This is a genomic window from Roseibium sp. MMSF_3247, assembly GCF_030733765.1.
Classification (GTDB): Bacteria; Pseudomonadota; Alphaproteobacteria; order Rhizobiales; family Stappiaceae; genus Roseibium.
Genome location: NZ_JASHII010000004.1, coordinates 185999 through 200647, shown reverse-complemented (window position 1 = coordinate 200647; position 14649 = coordinate 185999). Strand labels below are relative to the sequence as shown.

At 56.1% G+C, this 14649-nt stretch carries 15 protein-coding genes; 8 read left to right on the top strand and 7 right to left on the bottom strand.

Going from position 1 to position 14649, the window contains the following annotated elements; translation table 11 throughout:
* Positions 1–66: 66 nt before the first annotated feature.
* Positions 67–1617: a HAMP domain-containing sensor histidine kinase gene (locus RBB44_RS14840; RefSeq protein WP_306148489.1), complete on the top strand. Its 1551-nt coding sequence runs from the start codon at positions 67–69 to the stop codon at positions 1615–1617.
* Positions 1618–1636: 19 nt separating this feature from the next.
* On the opposite strand, the gene cobT is transcribed toward RBB44_RS14840, so the two are convergent.
* Positions 1637–2662, bottom strand: a complete 1026-nt coding sequence (gene cobT / locus RBB44_RS14835; RefSeq protein WP_306148488.1) for a nicotinate-nucleotide--dimethylbenzimidazole phosphoribosyltransferase — start codon at positions 2660–2662, stop codon at positions 1637–1639.
* A gap of 272 nt (positions 2663–2934) precedes the next feature.
* Here cobT and RBB44_RS14830 point away from each other — a divergent pair, with 272 nt between their 5' ends.
* From RBB44_RS14830 to RBB44_RS14815, 4 genes are all read left to right on the top strand, one after another.
* A complete protein-coding gene (locus RBB44_RS14830; protein ID WP_306148487.1) occupies positions 2935–3648 on the top strand; it encodes an adenosylcobinamide-GDP ribazoletransferase in 714 nt (237 codons plus the stop codon).
* 40 nt (positions 3649–3688) lie between these two features.
* Entirely contained in the window at positions 3689–4876 is a 1188-nt protein-coding gene (locus tag RBB44_RS14825) for an alpha/beta hydrolase (protein WP_306148486.1), read from the top strand.
* A gap of 68 nt (positions 4877–4944) precedes the next feature.
* Entirely contained in the window at positions 4945–5130 is a 186-nt protein-coding gene (locus RBB44_RS14820) for a DUF1289 domain-containing protein (protein WP_371932268.1), read from the top strand.
* Positions 5127–5840 (top strand): TIGR02281 family clan AA aspartic protease, encoded by a 714-nt coding sequence (locus RBB44_RS14815; RefSeq protein ID WP_209175055.1) that lies wholly within the window; start codon positions 5127–5129, stop codon positions 5838–5840. The genes RBB44_RS14820 and RBB44_RS14815 overlap by 4 nt, the downstream gene beginning before the upstream one ends.
* A gap of 14 nt (positions 5841–5854) precedes the next feature.
* On the opposite strand, the gene dusA is transcribed toward RBB44_RS14815, so the two are convergent.
* On the bottom strand, positions 5855–6874 hold the full coding sequence (dusA, locus tag RBB44_RS14810) for a tRNA dihydrouridine(20/20a) synthase DusA (RefSeq protein WP_306148484.1): 1020 nt from the start codon (positions 6872–6874) through the stop codon (positions 5855–5857).
* A gap of 259 nt (positions 6875–7133) precedes the next feature.
* Here dusA and RBB44_RS14805 point away from each other — a divergent pair, with 259 nt between their 5' ends.
* Positions 7134–8042, top strand: a complete 909-nt coding sequence (locus tag RBB44_RS14805) for a DMT family transporter (protein ID WP_306148775.1) — start codon at positions 7134–7136, stop codon at positions 8040–8042.
* Positions 8043–8096: 54 nt separating this feature from the next.
* Here the strand turns inward: RBB44_RS14805 and RBB44_RS14800 are convergent, their stop codons facing one another.
* Genes RBB44_RS14800 through RBB44_RS14790 form a run of 3 tightly spaced genes read right to left on the bottom strand, consistent with a single transcriptional unit; the run spans position 8097 to position 11214 of the window.
* A complete protein-coding gene (locus RBB44_RS14800) occupies positions 8097–9161 on the bottom strand; it encodes a TRAP transporter substrate-binding protein (protein ID WP_306148483.1) in 1065 nt (354 codons plus the stop codon).
* A gap of 23 nt (positions 9162–9184) precedes the next feature.
* A complete protein-coding gene (locus tag RBB44_RS14795; protein ID WP_306148482.1) occupies positions 9185–10744 on the bottom strand; it encodes a TRAP transporter large permease subunit in 1560 nt (519 codons plus the stop codon).
* On the bottom strand, positions 10741–11214 hold the full coding sequence (locus RBB44_RS14790; RefSeq protein WP_306148481.1) for a TRAP transporter small permease subunit: 474 nt from the start codon (positions 11212–11214) through the stop codon (positions 10741–10743). Before RBB44_RS14790 ends, RBB44_RS14795 begins: the two co-directional genes overlap by 4 nt.
* Positions 11215–11555: 341 nt before the next feature.
* On the opposite strand from RBB44_RS14790, the gene RBB44_RS14785 reads away from it, so the two are divergent.
* Together RBB44_RS14785 and RBB44_RS14780 are read left to right on the top strand one after the other, a co-directional pair.
* Positions 11556–12389 (top strand): DUF6134 family protein, encoded by an 834-nt coding sequence (locus RBB44_RS14785; RefSeq protein WP_306148480.1) that lies wholly within the window; start codon positions 11556–11558, stop codon positions 12387–12389.
* A gap of 233 nt (positions 12390–12622) precedes the next feature.
* Positions 12623–13165: a peroxiredoxin gene (locus RBB44_RS14780; protein ID WP_306148479.1), complete on the top strand. Its 543-nt coding sequence runs from the start codon at positions 12623–12625 to the stop codon at positions 13163–13165.
* Between the two features lie 66 nt (positions 13166–13231).
* Here RBB44_RS14780 and RBB44_RS14775 read toward each other — a convergent pair whose 3' ends face one another.
* Both RBB44_RS14775 and cydX read right to left on the bottom strand, forming a co-directional pair.
* Positions 13232–14242, bottom strand: coding sequence for a BMP family ABC transporter substrate-binding protein (locus tag RBB44_RS14775; RefSeq protein WP_306148478.1), 1011 nt, complete (start codon positions 14240–14242; stop codon positions 13232–13234).
* Positions 14243–14523: 281 nt separating this feature from the next.
* Positions 14524–14643 carry a cytochrome bd-I oxidase subunit CydX gene (gene cydX / locus RBB44_RS14770; protein ID WP_008196892.1) on the bottom strand — a complete coding sequence of 40 codons (120 nt, stop codon included), beginning with the start codon at positions 14641–14643 and terminating at the stop codon, positions 14524–14526.
* Positions 14644–14649: the final 6 nt, after the last annotated feature.

Below are 14649 nucleotides of genomic sequence, written 5' to 3'. Positions count from 1 at the left end.
ATGGTGAGTCAAAACAAGGAAACAAGCATAATTGAAATAACCAATTGAACACCTTGGGCAGGCCGAATGGACACCGCCGCGTCAGTAAAAGACGACGACAGTCAGGCGATTGATCGGGATCGCGCGCGCCGCCGGCGCGAGATGGCCCGTTCGGCCGGAAATGTCCGCAGCCGTCTCGGCACATCCGACCGGCAGCACTCAACCTTTGAGCTGGAACGCCAGCATCTCTTCGCCGACACACGGATCAACGCGGCTTTTGCGGTTCCCCTTCTGGTGCTTATCGTCACCGCAATCTCTGTAATCTGGCTGAACCCGTTTTTTCTCGGCGCCTGGCTCATTGTCACGCTTTGCACGCATCTCTTGATGGTCGTCACGTGCCACTCTTATGAGCGCGCGCCGTCAGACCAAAAGGCCAGGATCTATTGGCGCCGCCGCTTCACCCTCGGCGACCTACTCTATGGATGCTCATGGGCGGTGTTCTTTCTTCTGCCGCGATCTGACAACGCGGGCGACGGTTTTGTGATCTTTCACTTTGCGACGCTCCTGATTGTCGTTGCAATGAACACGATGCAATCGGCAACGCTGCCGCGGTGCCTGTTGGCGAGCACTTTGCCGATGACGCTCATCGTCACGGCGAGTTTTTTGCAGCAGATCGACCCGATCCATTACACGCTGGCCGCCATGGCAATTGGCGCGCAGGGTTTCTTCTTCATTCTTGGCAACCAGCTCTTGAAGAACGCCAACACCATGCTGGAGTATCGCGCTGAAAAGGACCATCTGATTGCTGAATTGGAAACGGCCAACGCCATGTCGGACGAAGCACGCCGCCGCGCTGAAGCTGCAAACGTTGCCAAGTCACGGTTTCTTGCCACGATGAGCCACGAACTGCGCACACCGCTCAACGCGATCCTCGGATTTTCCGAAATCATGAAGGATGAAGTGCTCGGTCCGATGAAGAACGACACCTACAAGAGCTATTCCGCCGATATCCATGGCTCGGGCCAACACTTATTGAATCTCATCAATGAAATCCTCGATCTGTCGCGGATTGAAGCGGGCCGGCATGAGCTTCAGGAAGAATCGCTCTATCTGGAAGAGGTCGTGGAAGAGTGCGGGTCGATGATGACCGTACGCGCCAACGCCAAGAACATCATGCTGCATCACACCCACGAACCGGATATGCCCCGGGTGTGGGCCGACGAGCGCGCATTGCGTCAGGTCGTCCTCAACCTCATTTCAAACGCGGTGAAGTTTACCCCGGTGGGCGGGGAAGTGCACATCAAGGTCGGACGGACCAGTGATGACGGGCAATATGTTTCCATCACCGACACCGGCCCAGGCATCCCGGAAGACGAAATTCCAACAGTGCTGGAAGCTTTTGGCCAAGGGTCTCATGCCATCAAGAGCGCAGAACCCGGCACTGGGCTCGGACTGTCAATCGTCCAGGCGCTCGTTGGAATGCATGACGGTAAATTCGTAATCAAATCTCAGCTGGGTGTCGGCACCGAGGCAATCATGTCCCTGCCCCGCGCCCGGGTGATGAACTATTCACCGGACGTCGTTTGGGCAGACACGGACAGCACCGACTTCGACCTTGAGAACGCGCGCAGCGCATAAGACCGTGAGACGCGTTTCGTCACTCCGACTTTTCTGAAACACCGGCATCTGCGAAGGTTGCCATACCCGAATGCACCTCGGCCGCGGTCTTGATGATCCCGGCCGCCAACGCAGCTCCGCTACCTTCACCTAAACGCATGCCGAAATCGAACAGCGCATCTTTGCTCATATGGGACAGCGCCTTGGCATGGGCTTGTTCGGCAGAGACATGCGCAAACAGGCAATGATCCAGTCCTTCCGGATCCATCGCGTAAACCACCGCTGCAGCAGCCGTTGCAACGAACCCATCCACCACCACGGGAACGCGCTGAAGGCGCGCTGCGATGATCAGTCCGGCCATGGCTGCGATTTCACGTCCGCCAACCTTGCGAAGCACTTCCAGCGGGTCTTTTTCGCCGTTCAGCCGGTTCACGGCCTTTTCAACGGCGTCACGTTTGCGCGCCAAACCTTCGTCGTCTACGCCGGTGCCACGGCCAATCCAGTCGGCAGCCGATCCGCCAAACAGGCCGTTCAAGACGGCAGCTGCAACGGTCGTGTTACCAATGCCCATTTCGCCGAGACAAATCAGATCGATACCGCCCGCCAGCGCTTCCATACCGTAAGCCATGGTGGCCGCGCAGTTGGCCTCATCCAACGCATCTTCCTGGGTGATGCTCGGTGTGGGCATATCAACGGCAAGATCAAACACCTTCAGGCCAATGTCGTTGACCCGGCAGATCTGATTGATAGCCGCTCCGCCAACTGCGAAGTTTTCGACCATTTGCCGGTTCACCGCACTTGGAAATGCTGAAACGCCTTCGTCCGCAACGCCATGTGCCGTTGCAAAGATCCCGACCATCGGCCGGGTGATTTTCGGCGGGGCCTTGCCGGACCAGGCCGCAAGCCATTCCGCGATCTCTTCCAGACGGCCCAAAGACCCGGCGGGCTTGGTGAGTTCTGCATCCCGAGCCTTCACCTTCTGAAGCGCCTCTTCGTCCGGGCCAGGCATGGACTTGACCAGGTTGCGAATATCGTCGAAGGGCAGCGCGGTTTCGGACAGGGACATGGTGCTCACAGTTCCAATTGATGGGCGGAAAGTTAGGCCGCCTCTTGGTCTCTTCAAGAGGCCGTTCTATAACCGCCCCTTGATAAAACTCAAGCTCCGGACCGAACAGGATGCCGTCTGAAAACGACCAAAACACTGAAACAGCATCCAAAACAAAGCCTGAGTTTTCTTGGGACCAATCAACCACGACGGTATCATCTCTAGCGGTCCTGTTCGCTGATATGGCGGCCTGCGTCCGATTCTTTTCGCGCATGCCTCTTCAGAAGCTCAATGTGGCCGATGATCCGGCAGCGCTTCCGGATTTTAGCCGGATCTCGAGAGCTGCTCCGCTCGCAGGTGCGTTTGTCTCCCTTCCGGCGGCAGGCCTGCTGCTGGTGCTTGGAGCAACCAGCCTCCCGGCACTCGTCGTCGCTGTGATGGCCGCAGCCGCGCTTACGATCGTGACCGGGGCCTTGCACGAAGACGGCTTGAGCGATGTTGCCGACGGTTTTTTCGGAGGAGCCACGGTCTCCAAGCGACTGGACATCATGAAAGACAGCCGGATCGGGGCCTTTGGCGCAATTGCACTGGTCTTTGCCATTGTTCTGAAAGTTGCTCTAATCGCAGCCTTGCTGGATCGGTTCGGAGCAGCGGACACCGCCTTGCTCATTGTGAGCGTAGAGGCCTTCAGCCGGTTTCTGATGGTATGGCAATGGCACCGATTGCCATTGGCCCGGCCCGACGGACTTGGGGCCCGGTTTGGCAAACCCTCTGACGCTGCCCTGCGCCAATGTGTTCTGGTTATGCTGGTGCTTTTGCTCCCCGCCCTTCTTGCTTTGCCGTTGCAGACCATCGCAGTTGGCATTGTGGTCGCCGTGTCTGCGGCTATGAGTGTGGCACAGGTGGCACTGTCCAAGATCAATGGAACAACCGGAGATGTCCTAGGGGCAATTCAGCAGATCAGCGGACTTGGATTCTTGACCGGAGTGCTTATGGTGGCCGTGTAATCAGGCGGTGATCCGGACCGAGCAAGAGGCGTGGCCGTTTATGTTGAGTATATCAGTTCCCGCGCCGGCGAGACTTGCCCTGTCAGCTCTACTGGTCGCGCTTCTGGTCAGCGCTTGTGGCAGCCGGCCGACAACAGGTGCTCTTGCAATCAACACCGAACTTGCCGCCGGTGCGGAAGACCACGACATTCTCATCGTAACCACTCGTGAAAAAGACTCTGCGCCGGATACTTACTTCAACGGTGAACGCTCAAAAACAACCAACTATGCGCAAGCAACAATTTCCGTCCCGCCAACCCACAAGGCAGGTGCGGTAGAATGGCCGCGCGAACTTCCCGGCAATCCAGCCACTGATTTCGTAGCTCGAAAGGCTGGCTACATCGAAAATGAACAAGCGTTCTTGAAACAATTGAACGAGCAGCTCGCAAAACTTCCCAAGGGCAAACGGGACGTGATGTTGTTCATTCACGGTTACAATACGAGGTTTGTGGAGGGGCTTTATCGCTTCACACAGATCATCCACGATTCCAAAACACCCGTCGTGCCAGTTCTGTTCACGTGGGCTTCCCGTGGGCAACTCCAAGGGTATGTGTACGATCTCAACAGCGCCGCAATCGCCCGTGACAGCCTCGAACAAACGTTCCGTCTGCTAGAGAAAAGCAATGCCGATGACATCTCAATTCTAGCGCATTCCATGGGCAACTACTTGCTCATGGAAACCGCTCGGCAGATCCCAGAGGCCGACAGACAGCGCTTCAATCGTAAGGTCAACAGCGTCGTTCTTGCAGCTCCCGATATCGACATCGACCTTTTCAAATCCACCCTCCGGAAACTGGAAGGTGGGCCAGCCAAACCTTACGTGATTATTGTGTCTCGTGATGATCAGGCACTTCGGCTATCCAGGGCGATAGCCGGCGGGGTTGAGCGGGTCGGCGCCTATTCGGATGACGAAGAACTGGCGGAACTTGGGGCGATCGTCTTTGACGTGACCGAACTCGAAACAGGCGAAACATCCAGCCACAGCAAATTTGCAGCGTTGGCTGAGTACTCTCCAGAGTTACGCGATGCCTTGCTGAAAAGTGGTCTCACAAGCGAGACGAGCGCCACAGGTCCCAAGAATTTTGGTGACGATCTCGGCAGCTTTGTCGGGACAACCACTCAGGCTGCTGTCACGCTGCCTATCAAAATCATAGCTGCACCATTTACACTGGCGACAGGTGGATTCTAGGAGTTGAGAATTGTGAAATTCTTGAAAGAAGCATTGGCAGCACCATCTGCAAACGCCATATGAGAATTATGAAATCACCTTGCATCAAAATCTGTCAGATCGACCAGGTAAGCCGCCTGTGCACCGGATGTTTCCGGACGCTTGATGAAATTGCGTCTTGGAGCACCTATGACGACACCCGGCGGCAAGCGATCATGGACAGCTTGGACACCCGGCGCATGCGTTTTTCTGCCGGAGAAGCGGCGCTCACGTGAGCGGGCGCGGACAGTACCGGGGCTTTGCACTTGTCATCCTGATCACGGTGATGGCGGCCGCGGTCTTCTATTTCTTTTTTGGCGATCCGACTGACCCGGAAAATCTCAATTTCGACGACACCGGACCGCGGGTCGTCGCCCTGTCGACTCTCGCCTTTGTCTTCCTGGCAAGCTTCATTTTTGGACAGCCGAAAGTGCGCGACATCATTCAAGGCACGCTCTTCTGGGGTGGTTTATGTGCCTTGCTGGTGGTCGGCTACACCTACCGGACCGATCTGGTGCAGGCCGGTTACCGGGTCCTTGGCTCTTTGGCGCCGGGTATGGCGGTCACCCAGGCTGACGGCTCGATCCTGATCGTGCGGGACGCTGGTGGGCATTTCGTGGTCGACGGCCGTGCCAATGGCCGGAAAACAAGCTTTCTGCTCGACACAGGCGCGAGCGCCGTTGTCCTCACCTACCAAGATGCAGCCAGGGCCGGAATTCCGGAACGCGATCTGTCGTTCACCGTGCCGGTGGCAACGGCCAACGGGCGGACACTTGTTGCCCCGATCCGGATCGACAATCTGACGATCGGTGATCACACTTTGCGCAATGTCCGGGCGTTTGTCGCGCGGGACGGCTCACTCGGTCAAAGCCTGCTCGGCATGACCGCGCTCGACCGTCTTCGAAGCTGGCGCATCGAGGGCGACCGGCTGATCATGAATCCATAGAAAATAGCCAACGGTTACTCGGCGGCATCCACTTCAAAATTCGTCAGACTGACCGCGTCGAGTGCCTTTTCAACCACTTCCAGTCCAGCGCCGGGCTTGATGGCTTCCACGGTCAGAATGCGGCGCCAGGAACGCGCACCCGGCCTGCCATGGAACAGTCCGAGCATATGCCGGGTCATGTGCGCCAGTTTCACGCCTCTTGACAACTGATCTTCCAGATAGGTCATATGGCCGCGCACCGCATCCCATGGCGAGATGGTCTCGGTCTCTGCACCATAAAGGCGGACGTCGACTTCGCCCAAGATTTCCGGTGAATGATACGCGGCCCGGCCATACATCAGGCCATCCAGCGTTTTGAGATAAGGCTCGCCCTGGTCAAGCGTATCGAGACCGCCGTTGAGGCCAATGAACTTGTCCGTAAGGCGCTGTTTCAAGCGCAACACCCGGTCGTAGTCGAGCGGCGGAACATCCCGGTTTTCCTTCGGACTCAATCCTTGAAGCCAAGCCTTGCGGGCATGAACCCAAAGCGCGTCGGATCCGGCGGCAAAGGTCAGATCTGCCATTGCATCAAGCGCCGGCTCCGGGTCCTGATCGTCAACGCCAATCCGGCATTTGACGGTTACCGGAATGGCGACTGCCGCCTTCATCGCTGAAACACAGTCCGCAACAAGCTGCGGCTCTTCCATCAAGCACGCGCCGAACCGCCCGGACTGAACCCGGTCGGATGGACACCCGACATTGATGTTGACCTCGTCATAGCCGAAGTCTTCCACGATCTTTGCCGCTTCTACCATTGCCTGCGGATCAGACCCGCCAAGCTGGCACGCAACCGGATGCTCCAGATCGGAAAACCCCAAAATATGTTCCCGGTCACCATGAATCACCGCGCCGGTCGTGACCATTTCGGTGTACAGCAGCGCATACGCCGACAAATGCCGGTGGAATGCGCGGCAATGGCGGTCAGTCCACTCCATCATCGGTGCAACTGCGAAGCGCGGCTGATGGGCGGTGTAAAGGCGATCACGGGTTGTCATGGCGCCTCCATATCACTTGGCCGCCTGGAACGCAAAATAGCGAATTCTGCGGATGTTTTGTGCGGATTGGGATCAAGCCCGGCGCTCGTTCCGCCGGTTCGCTCACCCTTGTGCGGTGAGATGACTGCCTCCTTCAGCTGACACAATGCCAGTCGAAGATAGGTATGTATTTTTTCAATAACTTACAGATTTTTGATCCATCAGAACATATCAGGTCATTTGCTACATTCGGCTTGCCGTTGACAAGCTTCAGTGATTTATTGGCGCTCTTTTTTCGGAGTATTTCATGAATTCGGCAGCCTATATACCACGGTCAAATGCCCGGGCCGGAATCATCCTGATATGTGCCGGGGTCATTTGTCTTTGCATCAGCGACGCGATTGCCAAGGCCTTGTCGGCCAATTACCCCGTCTTGCAGATCCTCTTCCTGAGGAACTTGATCGCTCTGCCGATTGTTGTGGCCTTGATTTGGAAGCTGGCGGGGCCTTCCGCACTCAAGTCGCACAAACCGATCGCTCATCTGGTCCGCGGCGGTGTCTGGGTGCTGGCAGCCATGACGTTTTTCACCAGCTTCCGCTATCTGGGTCTGGCCGAAGCGACGACCCTCGTGTTCATCGCGCCCATTTTCATAACGGCGATCTCGGCCTTGTTTTTGAACGAGCAAGTCGGCTGGCGCCGTTGGTCCGCCGTGATGGTTGGGTTTATCGGTGTCTTGGTGGTCGTCCGGCCAGGTGCAAGCGCTTTTCAGCCAGCCCTGCTTCTGCCGCTTGCAACGGCTTTTCTCTATGCCGTCTTGATGCTGAGCGCACGGCTGGTCGATGAACGCGAAAGCGTCTGGACATTGATGCTCTATCTGGTTGGCTCCGGCGGGTTGATCAGTGCGTTGACCATGCCGTTCCTATGGGTGCCGCCGCGGGCAGAAGATGCCCTTTTGTTTCTCGGCATTGCAGCTTTCGGGACGGCGGGTGTAACGATGCTGACCCAGGCCTTTCGCGTTGCCCCCGCGTCCACGATCGCGCCGTTTGAGTACACGTCGCTATTGTGGGCGACCTTGCTTGGCTGGATGTTTTGGCGGGAGATCCCGGATACCTGGACCTACGTCGGGGCGGCGATCATCATCGCCAGCGGGATTTTCATCGTGTTGCGGGAAAGCCGGTCGCAGCCTTAGGTCTGTCTGTGCCCCAATTTCAAAAAGGCCGGGATCGCTCCCGGCCTTTAAGCTTTAGACACGCTGCGTGAAGGTCGTTTCCTTGACCAAGGTGGCATAGTCCTTGGCGAGATCGAGGAACGTATTGTAACTCTCTTGCACTTCTGCAAAGCGCGGATTCGCTTCAGCATTTTCCGCCATGACTTCTGCAACAGCCGTCTTAAGCGCCGCGATCACATCATCAGGGAAGGCACCAAACGTGACGCCGTCTTCCTGCAGGCTCTTCAAAGACAGCGCGTTGTAATAATCGAATTGCGCGGTCGTCTCGACAGACGCCGCAGCGGCGGCATTCTCAATCACTGCCTGAAGATGTGCTGGAAGACTGTCATAAGCGTCTTTGTTGACGACAATTTCAAGCGCCGCGGACGGCTCGTGGAAGGCCGGGACATAGCAGTATTTGGCAACCTTTTGCAGACCGAACGCCTGATCGAGCAGCGGACCAACCCACTCTGCTGCATCAATCGCACCGGACTGGAAGGACGGGAAGATTTCCGGAGGCGGCAGGAGAACCGCATTGACGCCGATCTTGCGCATGGCTTCGCCGCCAAGACCTGCAATCCGCATGTTCAAACCGGCAAGGTCTTCAAGGCTGTTGACCGGGTTCTTGAACCAGCCCGCTGCCTGGACACCGGAACTGCCGGAGTAGAAAGGCTTGAGGCCACGCTCGGCGTAGATCTCGTCCCAAAGCTGCTGGCCGCCGCCGTACTGAAGCCAGGCTGTCGTTTCAACCGCCGTCATGCCAAAAGGCACGGCAGAAAAGAAATGAAGGGCCGAGTTCTTGGAAGCCGCATAATACGGCGTGGAATGACCGATCTCGGCCGTACCCTGCTCCACGGCGTCTTCAACGCCAAAGGGCGGTACCAGTTCCCCGCCGGAGAAGACTTTCAGCGTCAACTGACCATCCGACATAGCGTTGACGCGGGCGGCAAATGTCGTGGCATTTGTTCCAACGCCCGGCGCCTTGGCCGGAAACGACGTTGGCATTTTCCACTCGATCTTGCCCTGCGCAATCGCTGGTGCTGCAAGCATTGTGGCCGGTGCCGCAACAGCTCCAGCCTTCAGGAAATCACGTCTTTTCATGGAAAGTCTCCCTCAGATGATTTCTATTTAAACAAGACGTCCGGCAGCCAGGTGGCCAGAGCCGGAACAGCGGCCACAAGGGCCAGAGCAAACAACTGCAAGCCGACGAACGGAAGGACCGAAACATAAATGTCCCGTGTCCGGATCGTATCGGGCGCAACCGATCTGAAATAGAACAAGGCAAAGCCGAAGGGCGGCGTCAAGAACGATGTTTGCAAGTTAAGCGCGATCAGAACAGCGAACCAGACCGGACTGATGTCCGTCTGCAGGATGATTGGCCCAACAATCGGCACAACTATGAAAATGATCTCGACGAATTCCAGTATGAAACCGAGCAGGAAAATCACGAGCATCGTGAGGAGCAGCATGCCATAGGCGCCCCCCGGCAGCGATTGCAGCAACTCTGAGACATGTTCGTCGCCGTTGAAGCCACGGAACACCAAGGAGAGGATACTTGCGGCAATCACAATGCCGAAAATCATGCCGGTGATGATGACTGTCTCGCTAAGAGCGGAGCCCAAGACATCGCGGCGGGGCAAAGCCATCACGACCGCGGCAAGCAGCGCGCCGAGCACAACAACAGCCCCGACTGCGGTCAGTGTCGGCAGCGTCCAGGCGATCTTGCCGCCGGCAAACTCAAGACCGAACAGTCCGCTTTGCCGAAGGATCAGGAGTAAAACTGCGAGAGCTGCACAGGCACATGCCGTCCAAAATGCGCGAGCCCCCTGCCCGGCCGCAGCAATCACCAGTGCACCGGCAACGCCAACGCCGGCCGCCTCCGTCGGTGTTGCAACCCCGATCAGAATGCTGCCCAGCACAGCAATGATGAGACCGAGTGTCGGCGCGATGTTCTTCAAAAGCTCCGAAAGCGAGGATTTCGGTGAATCTGCAGCCTCTTCGGTCTCCGACGCTTTGCCGCGCAGATTGAAAAACACGTAGCCGGAGTAAAGCGCCACCAGCAGAAGACCCGGCAACAGCGCACCTGCGAACAGATCACCAACGGTGACCGGGTCAGGCGCGAAATTGCCGGCTTCCTGTTGCGCTTCAAAATAGGCGTTGGAAATCTGATCGCCCAGCAAGATGAGGACGATTGACGGAGGAATGATCTGGCCGAGCGTACCGCTCGCGCAAATCAGGCCACTGCTCATATGTTTGTTGATCCCCGCCTTCAACAACGCGGGCAGCGTGATCGTGCCGAGCATGACAATGGTCGCACCAATGATACCCGTCGAGGCCGCGATCAGCGCGCTGACCAGAACAACCGCCAAGGCGAGCGCGGACTGATTGCCACCAAGCGCAGCCGTCAGGCTTTTTAGCATCTTTTCCGCTTGCTGGGATTTCTCAAGCAACAGCCCCATCAACACGAACAAAGGAACCGCGAGCAGGAGCGGATTGGTCATGACGCCGAAGACACGCTGCGGCACAGCCTGGAAATAACCGAGATCAAATTGTCCGGCAGATGCGGCGATTAAAGCAACGAGCGTCGGTGCGCCCGCGATTGCCAATAGGACCGGAACGCCGGAAAGGATCCCGGCAAAGACGGCCAGAGCCAGAACTACAAGCCAGAGAAGATCGGGATTCATGAAACGCTCCGGCGGACAACGCCAACAAGTCTTGTGAGCACAATCAAAAGGATCAATGCGGGGAGGATAACGAGACAGGTCTTAACGACAAAAAGACCCGGGAGACCGCCGGTTTCCTGGGAGCCCTCCAGAATGAGCCAGGAGCTTTTGACAAGCGGATACGCCGCCCACAGCATCAGCCCAAAGACTGGAAGTGCGAACAGCAGATCTCCCGCCCGATCAATGCTTTGGTTGACGCGTTCCGACCAGGTCTGTCGGAAAACGTCCACTCGAACGTGACGGTCCCGGTCAAAGGTTACAGCGACGGACAGTGCAACCAGCGCAGCAAACGAATAACTGACAGCATCCTGAAGTTCTACAAAGCCGACGCCCAGCAAATACCGCATCAGCACCATGGCCAGCTGGCCGGCAAAAACGATGACGGCGAGCCCCATGCAAAGCCAGCGCACCGCTTGTAACAAGTTTTGCATGAAAATTCCGAACTGCAACACGTGATTCCGACCATGTTGTAGCGGCTCAGCCTGTGATCCCGCAATAGCCCGTCCCGGTTATCGGCGGTACCAGCGTTTTCGCTTTTTAGTGATCGGTGAAACACACCGAACAAATGCCAGCACCACAAGCGTGCACAAAAAACGAAAGACACAGATATTGTAAACGAACGTTCGTTCGTTTAAATAAGCGCAGAGCACCTGACCATCCCAGCTTCATGCGTGCTGCAACAGTTATGGAAACTTATCGAACTCTGCGGGCTTACGCCCTTTCCTCCTGTCTTAACCGGAGCATCTGCTCAAAAACTCAGGCCTCATTCAACATGCGCTTCTTAAAACCAATTATCGTCACCTCAAGTGTTTTCGCCTGTTTGGTCCTTGGCAGCCTGTCGGGCGCCCATGCGGCTTCCCCCCTTACCTATCAAATTGAACTCGATGGAAAACCGGTCGGCCAAATCGTTCATGAATACGTTCAGCAGCCAGATGGCGGTCACGGATTGAAACTGTCCACTCAGATCGAAACAAAATCATTCTTCAGCAAGGTCCGCATCAACAGCGTTCTGGAAGAAACAATCTCCGTTGACGGATATCTTGATGCAGCCTCCAACAGGCTGGTTGAGAACAAGAAAACCTATTGGACAAAGATTCAACGGTCCGGCAGCAGTTATTTGGCATTTACAGCCGAGATGAAGACACCGGAACAACTTGAAACCGAGGAGCTTGCGGGCTTGGCAAAGGAGGTCATTGCGACGGTCGTCCCTTACGCAGGAGACGCGATGACTGTTGCCGGCATTCTCCTCTCAGACAAGCGGGACGCTCCGCAGCACAAACGCCTGACAACCGACCATTTCGATACGTCACTGATCGGCCTGCCGCTCTATTGGCAGTCGAATGGTTACGATCTGCCAAGCTCTCTGACGATCATCGACACGGAGGAGATGTCCGTCTTCAAGGCAAAGGTGAAAGATCTCGGCGATACGCAGACCTCGGTCTCAGGGAAAAACCTGACTATTCGGCATATCCAACTTGATGTTGCCAATGCAAAACCGATGGAGATCTGGATGGTGCGGCCGAAAACAGGTCCAGCCCATTTCTTTCAGATTTCAGGAGTGAGCGATGGTGCCAAATTCAAGGTGTCCCTGACCGACGCGCACTAGCAAATCAGACCTCCAGTTGAGACCACGTCGAACGCGTGGTCTCAGTTTCAGCAATCTGTGAATTTGCCGCTTCTCATTGAACCGTCGCGCCTTGCCGCAGCGCAGCAAGTGCGCTAGGTCGGGGCCGTCCTTTCGTTTTCAGACTGGATAACGGGCCGGCCCACCTCCTCCCGGGCGCTGCACCTCCTACCGGTTTGAAAGCAAATTCAAAATCCATTTCCTGGAGTTTATAAATGCTCGGCAAAAAAGTTCCTTTTGTCACCTTCCGCACCCGTGTCCGCGACGAATCCATCGAAGGCCCGAACCCGTTTCGGTGGGACGACAAGACAAGCGATGACTACTTCAAAGGCAAGAAGGTCGTGCTGTTCTCCCTTCCGGGTGCTTTCACCCCCACCTGCTCCACCTATCAGCTGCCGGACTTTGAAAAACTGTTCGATGACTTCAAGGCCGAAGGTGTCGACGAAATCTACTGCATCTCCGTGAACGATGCCTTTGTCATGAACGCCTGGGCAAAGGCTCAGGGCGTCGACAAGGTCAAAGTCATTCCGGACGGCTCTGGTGAATTCACCCGCAAGATGGGCATGCTGGTCGCCAAGGACAATCTTGGATTTGGCATGCGGTCCTGGCGCTATGGCGCGGTCGTCACCGACGGCATTGTTGAGCAGTGGTTCGAAGAAGAAGGCTTCTCTGACAACTGCGAAATCGACCCATACGGTGTTTCATCTCCGCAGAACATTCTGGAGAGCCTCAAGGCATCCAAAGCAAAAGCTGCTTAAACTGCAGCCTTTTGGATCAAGCCCCGGCGCAAACTGCTCCGGGGCTTTTTTGTTTCCAGCAAAGCTTCAAAGAACATCGGCGCATCCAGCAACAGTGTCCCCAGGCAAAATCGCAACACTGCCGGCGGCCAATCCATCCACGATTGCATTCACCTGGTCTTCGACATCGGAAACCAGCGCCCTGTTGTGCTCGTCAACCGCCCAGCCGACGCCTTTGTCACGGGTTGTCATTACAACCAGGCCCGGTGTCCATGTGTTATCGATCGCAGCTTTCCAAGTCGCATAGGCCGCCTCATCGACCCGTTTCAAAGCACTGGTCAAAACGGTTCCTGGCAAAAACCCGTTTTTGTTAGCATCCACCATAATCACATGGGCATCTTGCTCTCGAGCGGCCCGTGCGACGCCTTCCGCGGCCATTCCGGCCGGTGCAAAAATCACGTCGGCCCCATCTGCAAACATCTTGTCTGCGATCGCCTTTCCACCTTGGATATTCCGGAAAGCGTACATGTCCTGCCCCACGAAAGATGACAACACGCTGACATCAGCATTGGCATATTTCGCCCCGGCTTCAAATCCACACATGAACCGGCGCACCGGTGGGATATCCATCCCGCCAATGGTTCCCACTGTCCCGGTTTTTGTCTTCAGGCCGGCAACATAACCTGCAAGAAATCCGCTCTCGTCGTCCGCAAAGAGGATAGACCGGACATTGGGAAGGTCACTAATGACACCATCGATACTTGTGAATTTGACATCCGGAAACTCCATCGCCGTGGTGCGAACGAGTTCCGAGCTCTCAAATCCTAGCGTCAGGATATGATTCACACCGGACTTCGCGAACTGCCGGATGACGTTCATCGTCTCGTCCGGATCCGTGCTGATCCATTCCCGGATTTCGAGTCCAAACTCAGCCGCGGCTCGCTCAGACCCAATTGCTGCGAGTTCGTTGAAGGAACCATCCATCTTGGCATTCGTAAAAATAACAGCACCAACAGTCTCGGCGCGCGCGGGTACAACCCCGGAAAAAACGAGAAAAATAGAAACGGCAATCAGTCTCAATAACGTAATCTTCTGCATTCTCGCCTTTCTTCCGGCGATGATTGCTTGTGTTTCTACTGAATGAAAAGGCAATCAACGCGACTAACCCGAAGCCTGCCAATACCGGACTTGTCGGGCAACTGAAAAATACAATTGAAATTTGAATTATTACCTAAGGTCAGCACATAGACCACTCAGGAGACGAGTAAGGCATGCTCTATCGCACCTGGAAAAGACAAAACGGCCGCCGGATCGCAGCCGTTTTGACCCCGTGATTTTTTTTCGGGGCGGAGCGGCGGTCAGAGACACGGCTTTTGCTTTTAGTCCGGATTGAGACCCCGGCGCCGTTCGTCTTCAGAGCGCAACTCAAGCCACATTGCATTCAAGATCGCCAGACAGCAGGCGAGCGGCATTCCCAGGATCCAGGCAAAGTACCACATGAGATT

Excerpts from the sequence above, each read along its gene's own strand:
- RBB44_RS14840 (WP_306148489.1), top strand. The coding sequence starts at position 67 with ATGGACACCGCCGCGTCAGTAAAAGACGACGACAGTCAGGCGATTGAT.
- cobT (WP_306148488.1), bottom strand. The coding sequence starts at position 2,662 with ATGTCCCTGTCCGAAACCGCGCTGCCCTTCGACGATATTCGCAACCTG.
- RBB44_RS14825 (WP_306148486.1), top strand. The coding sequence starts at position 3,689 with ATGTTGAGTATATCAGTTCCCGCGCCGGCGAGACTTGCCCTGTCAGCT.
- RBB44_RS14820 (WP_371932268.1), top strand. The coding sequence starts at position 4,945 with ATGAAATCACCTTGCATCAAAATCTGTCAGATCGACCAGGTAAGCCGC.
- dusA (WP_306148484.1), bottom strand. The coding sequence starts at position 6,874 with ATGACAACCCGTGATCGCCTTTACACCGCCCATCAGCCGCGCTTCGCA.
- RBB44_RS14800 (WP_306148483.1), bottom strand. The coding sequence starts at position 9,161 with ATGAAAAGACGTGATTTCCTGAAGGCTGGAGCTGTTGCGGCACCGGCC.
- RBB44_RS14795 (WP_306148482.1), bottom strand. The coding sequence starts at position 10,744 with ATGAATCCCGATCTTCTCTGGCTTGTAGTTCTGGCTCTGGCCGTCTTT.
- RBB44_RS14790 (WP_306148481.1), bottom strand. The coding sequence starts at position 11,214 with ATGCAAAACTTGTTACAAGCGGTGCGCTGGCTTTGCATGGGGCTCGCC.
- RBB44_RS14785 (WP_306148480.1), top strand. The coding sequence starts at position 11,556 with ATGCGCTTCTTAAAACCAATTATCGTCACCTCAAGTGTTTTCGCCTGT.
- RBB44_RS14780 (WP_306148479.1), top strand. The coding sequence starts at position 12,623 with ATGCTCGGCAAAAAAGTTCCTTTTGTCACCTTCCGCACCCGTGTCCGC.
- RBB44_RS14775 (WP_306148478.1), bottom strand. The coding sequence starts at position 14,242 with ATGCAGAAGATTACGTTATTGAGACTGATTGCCGTTTCTATTTTTCTC.
- cydX (WP_008196892.1), bottom strand. The coding sequence starts at position 14,643 with ATGTGGTACTTTGCCTGGATCCTGGGAATGCCGCTCGCCTGCTGTCTG.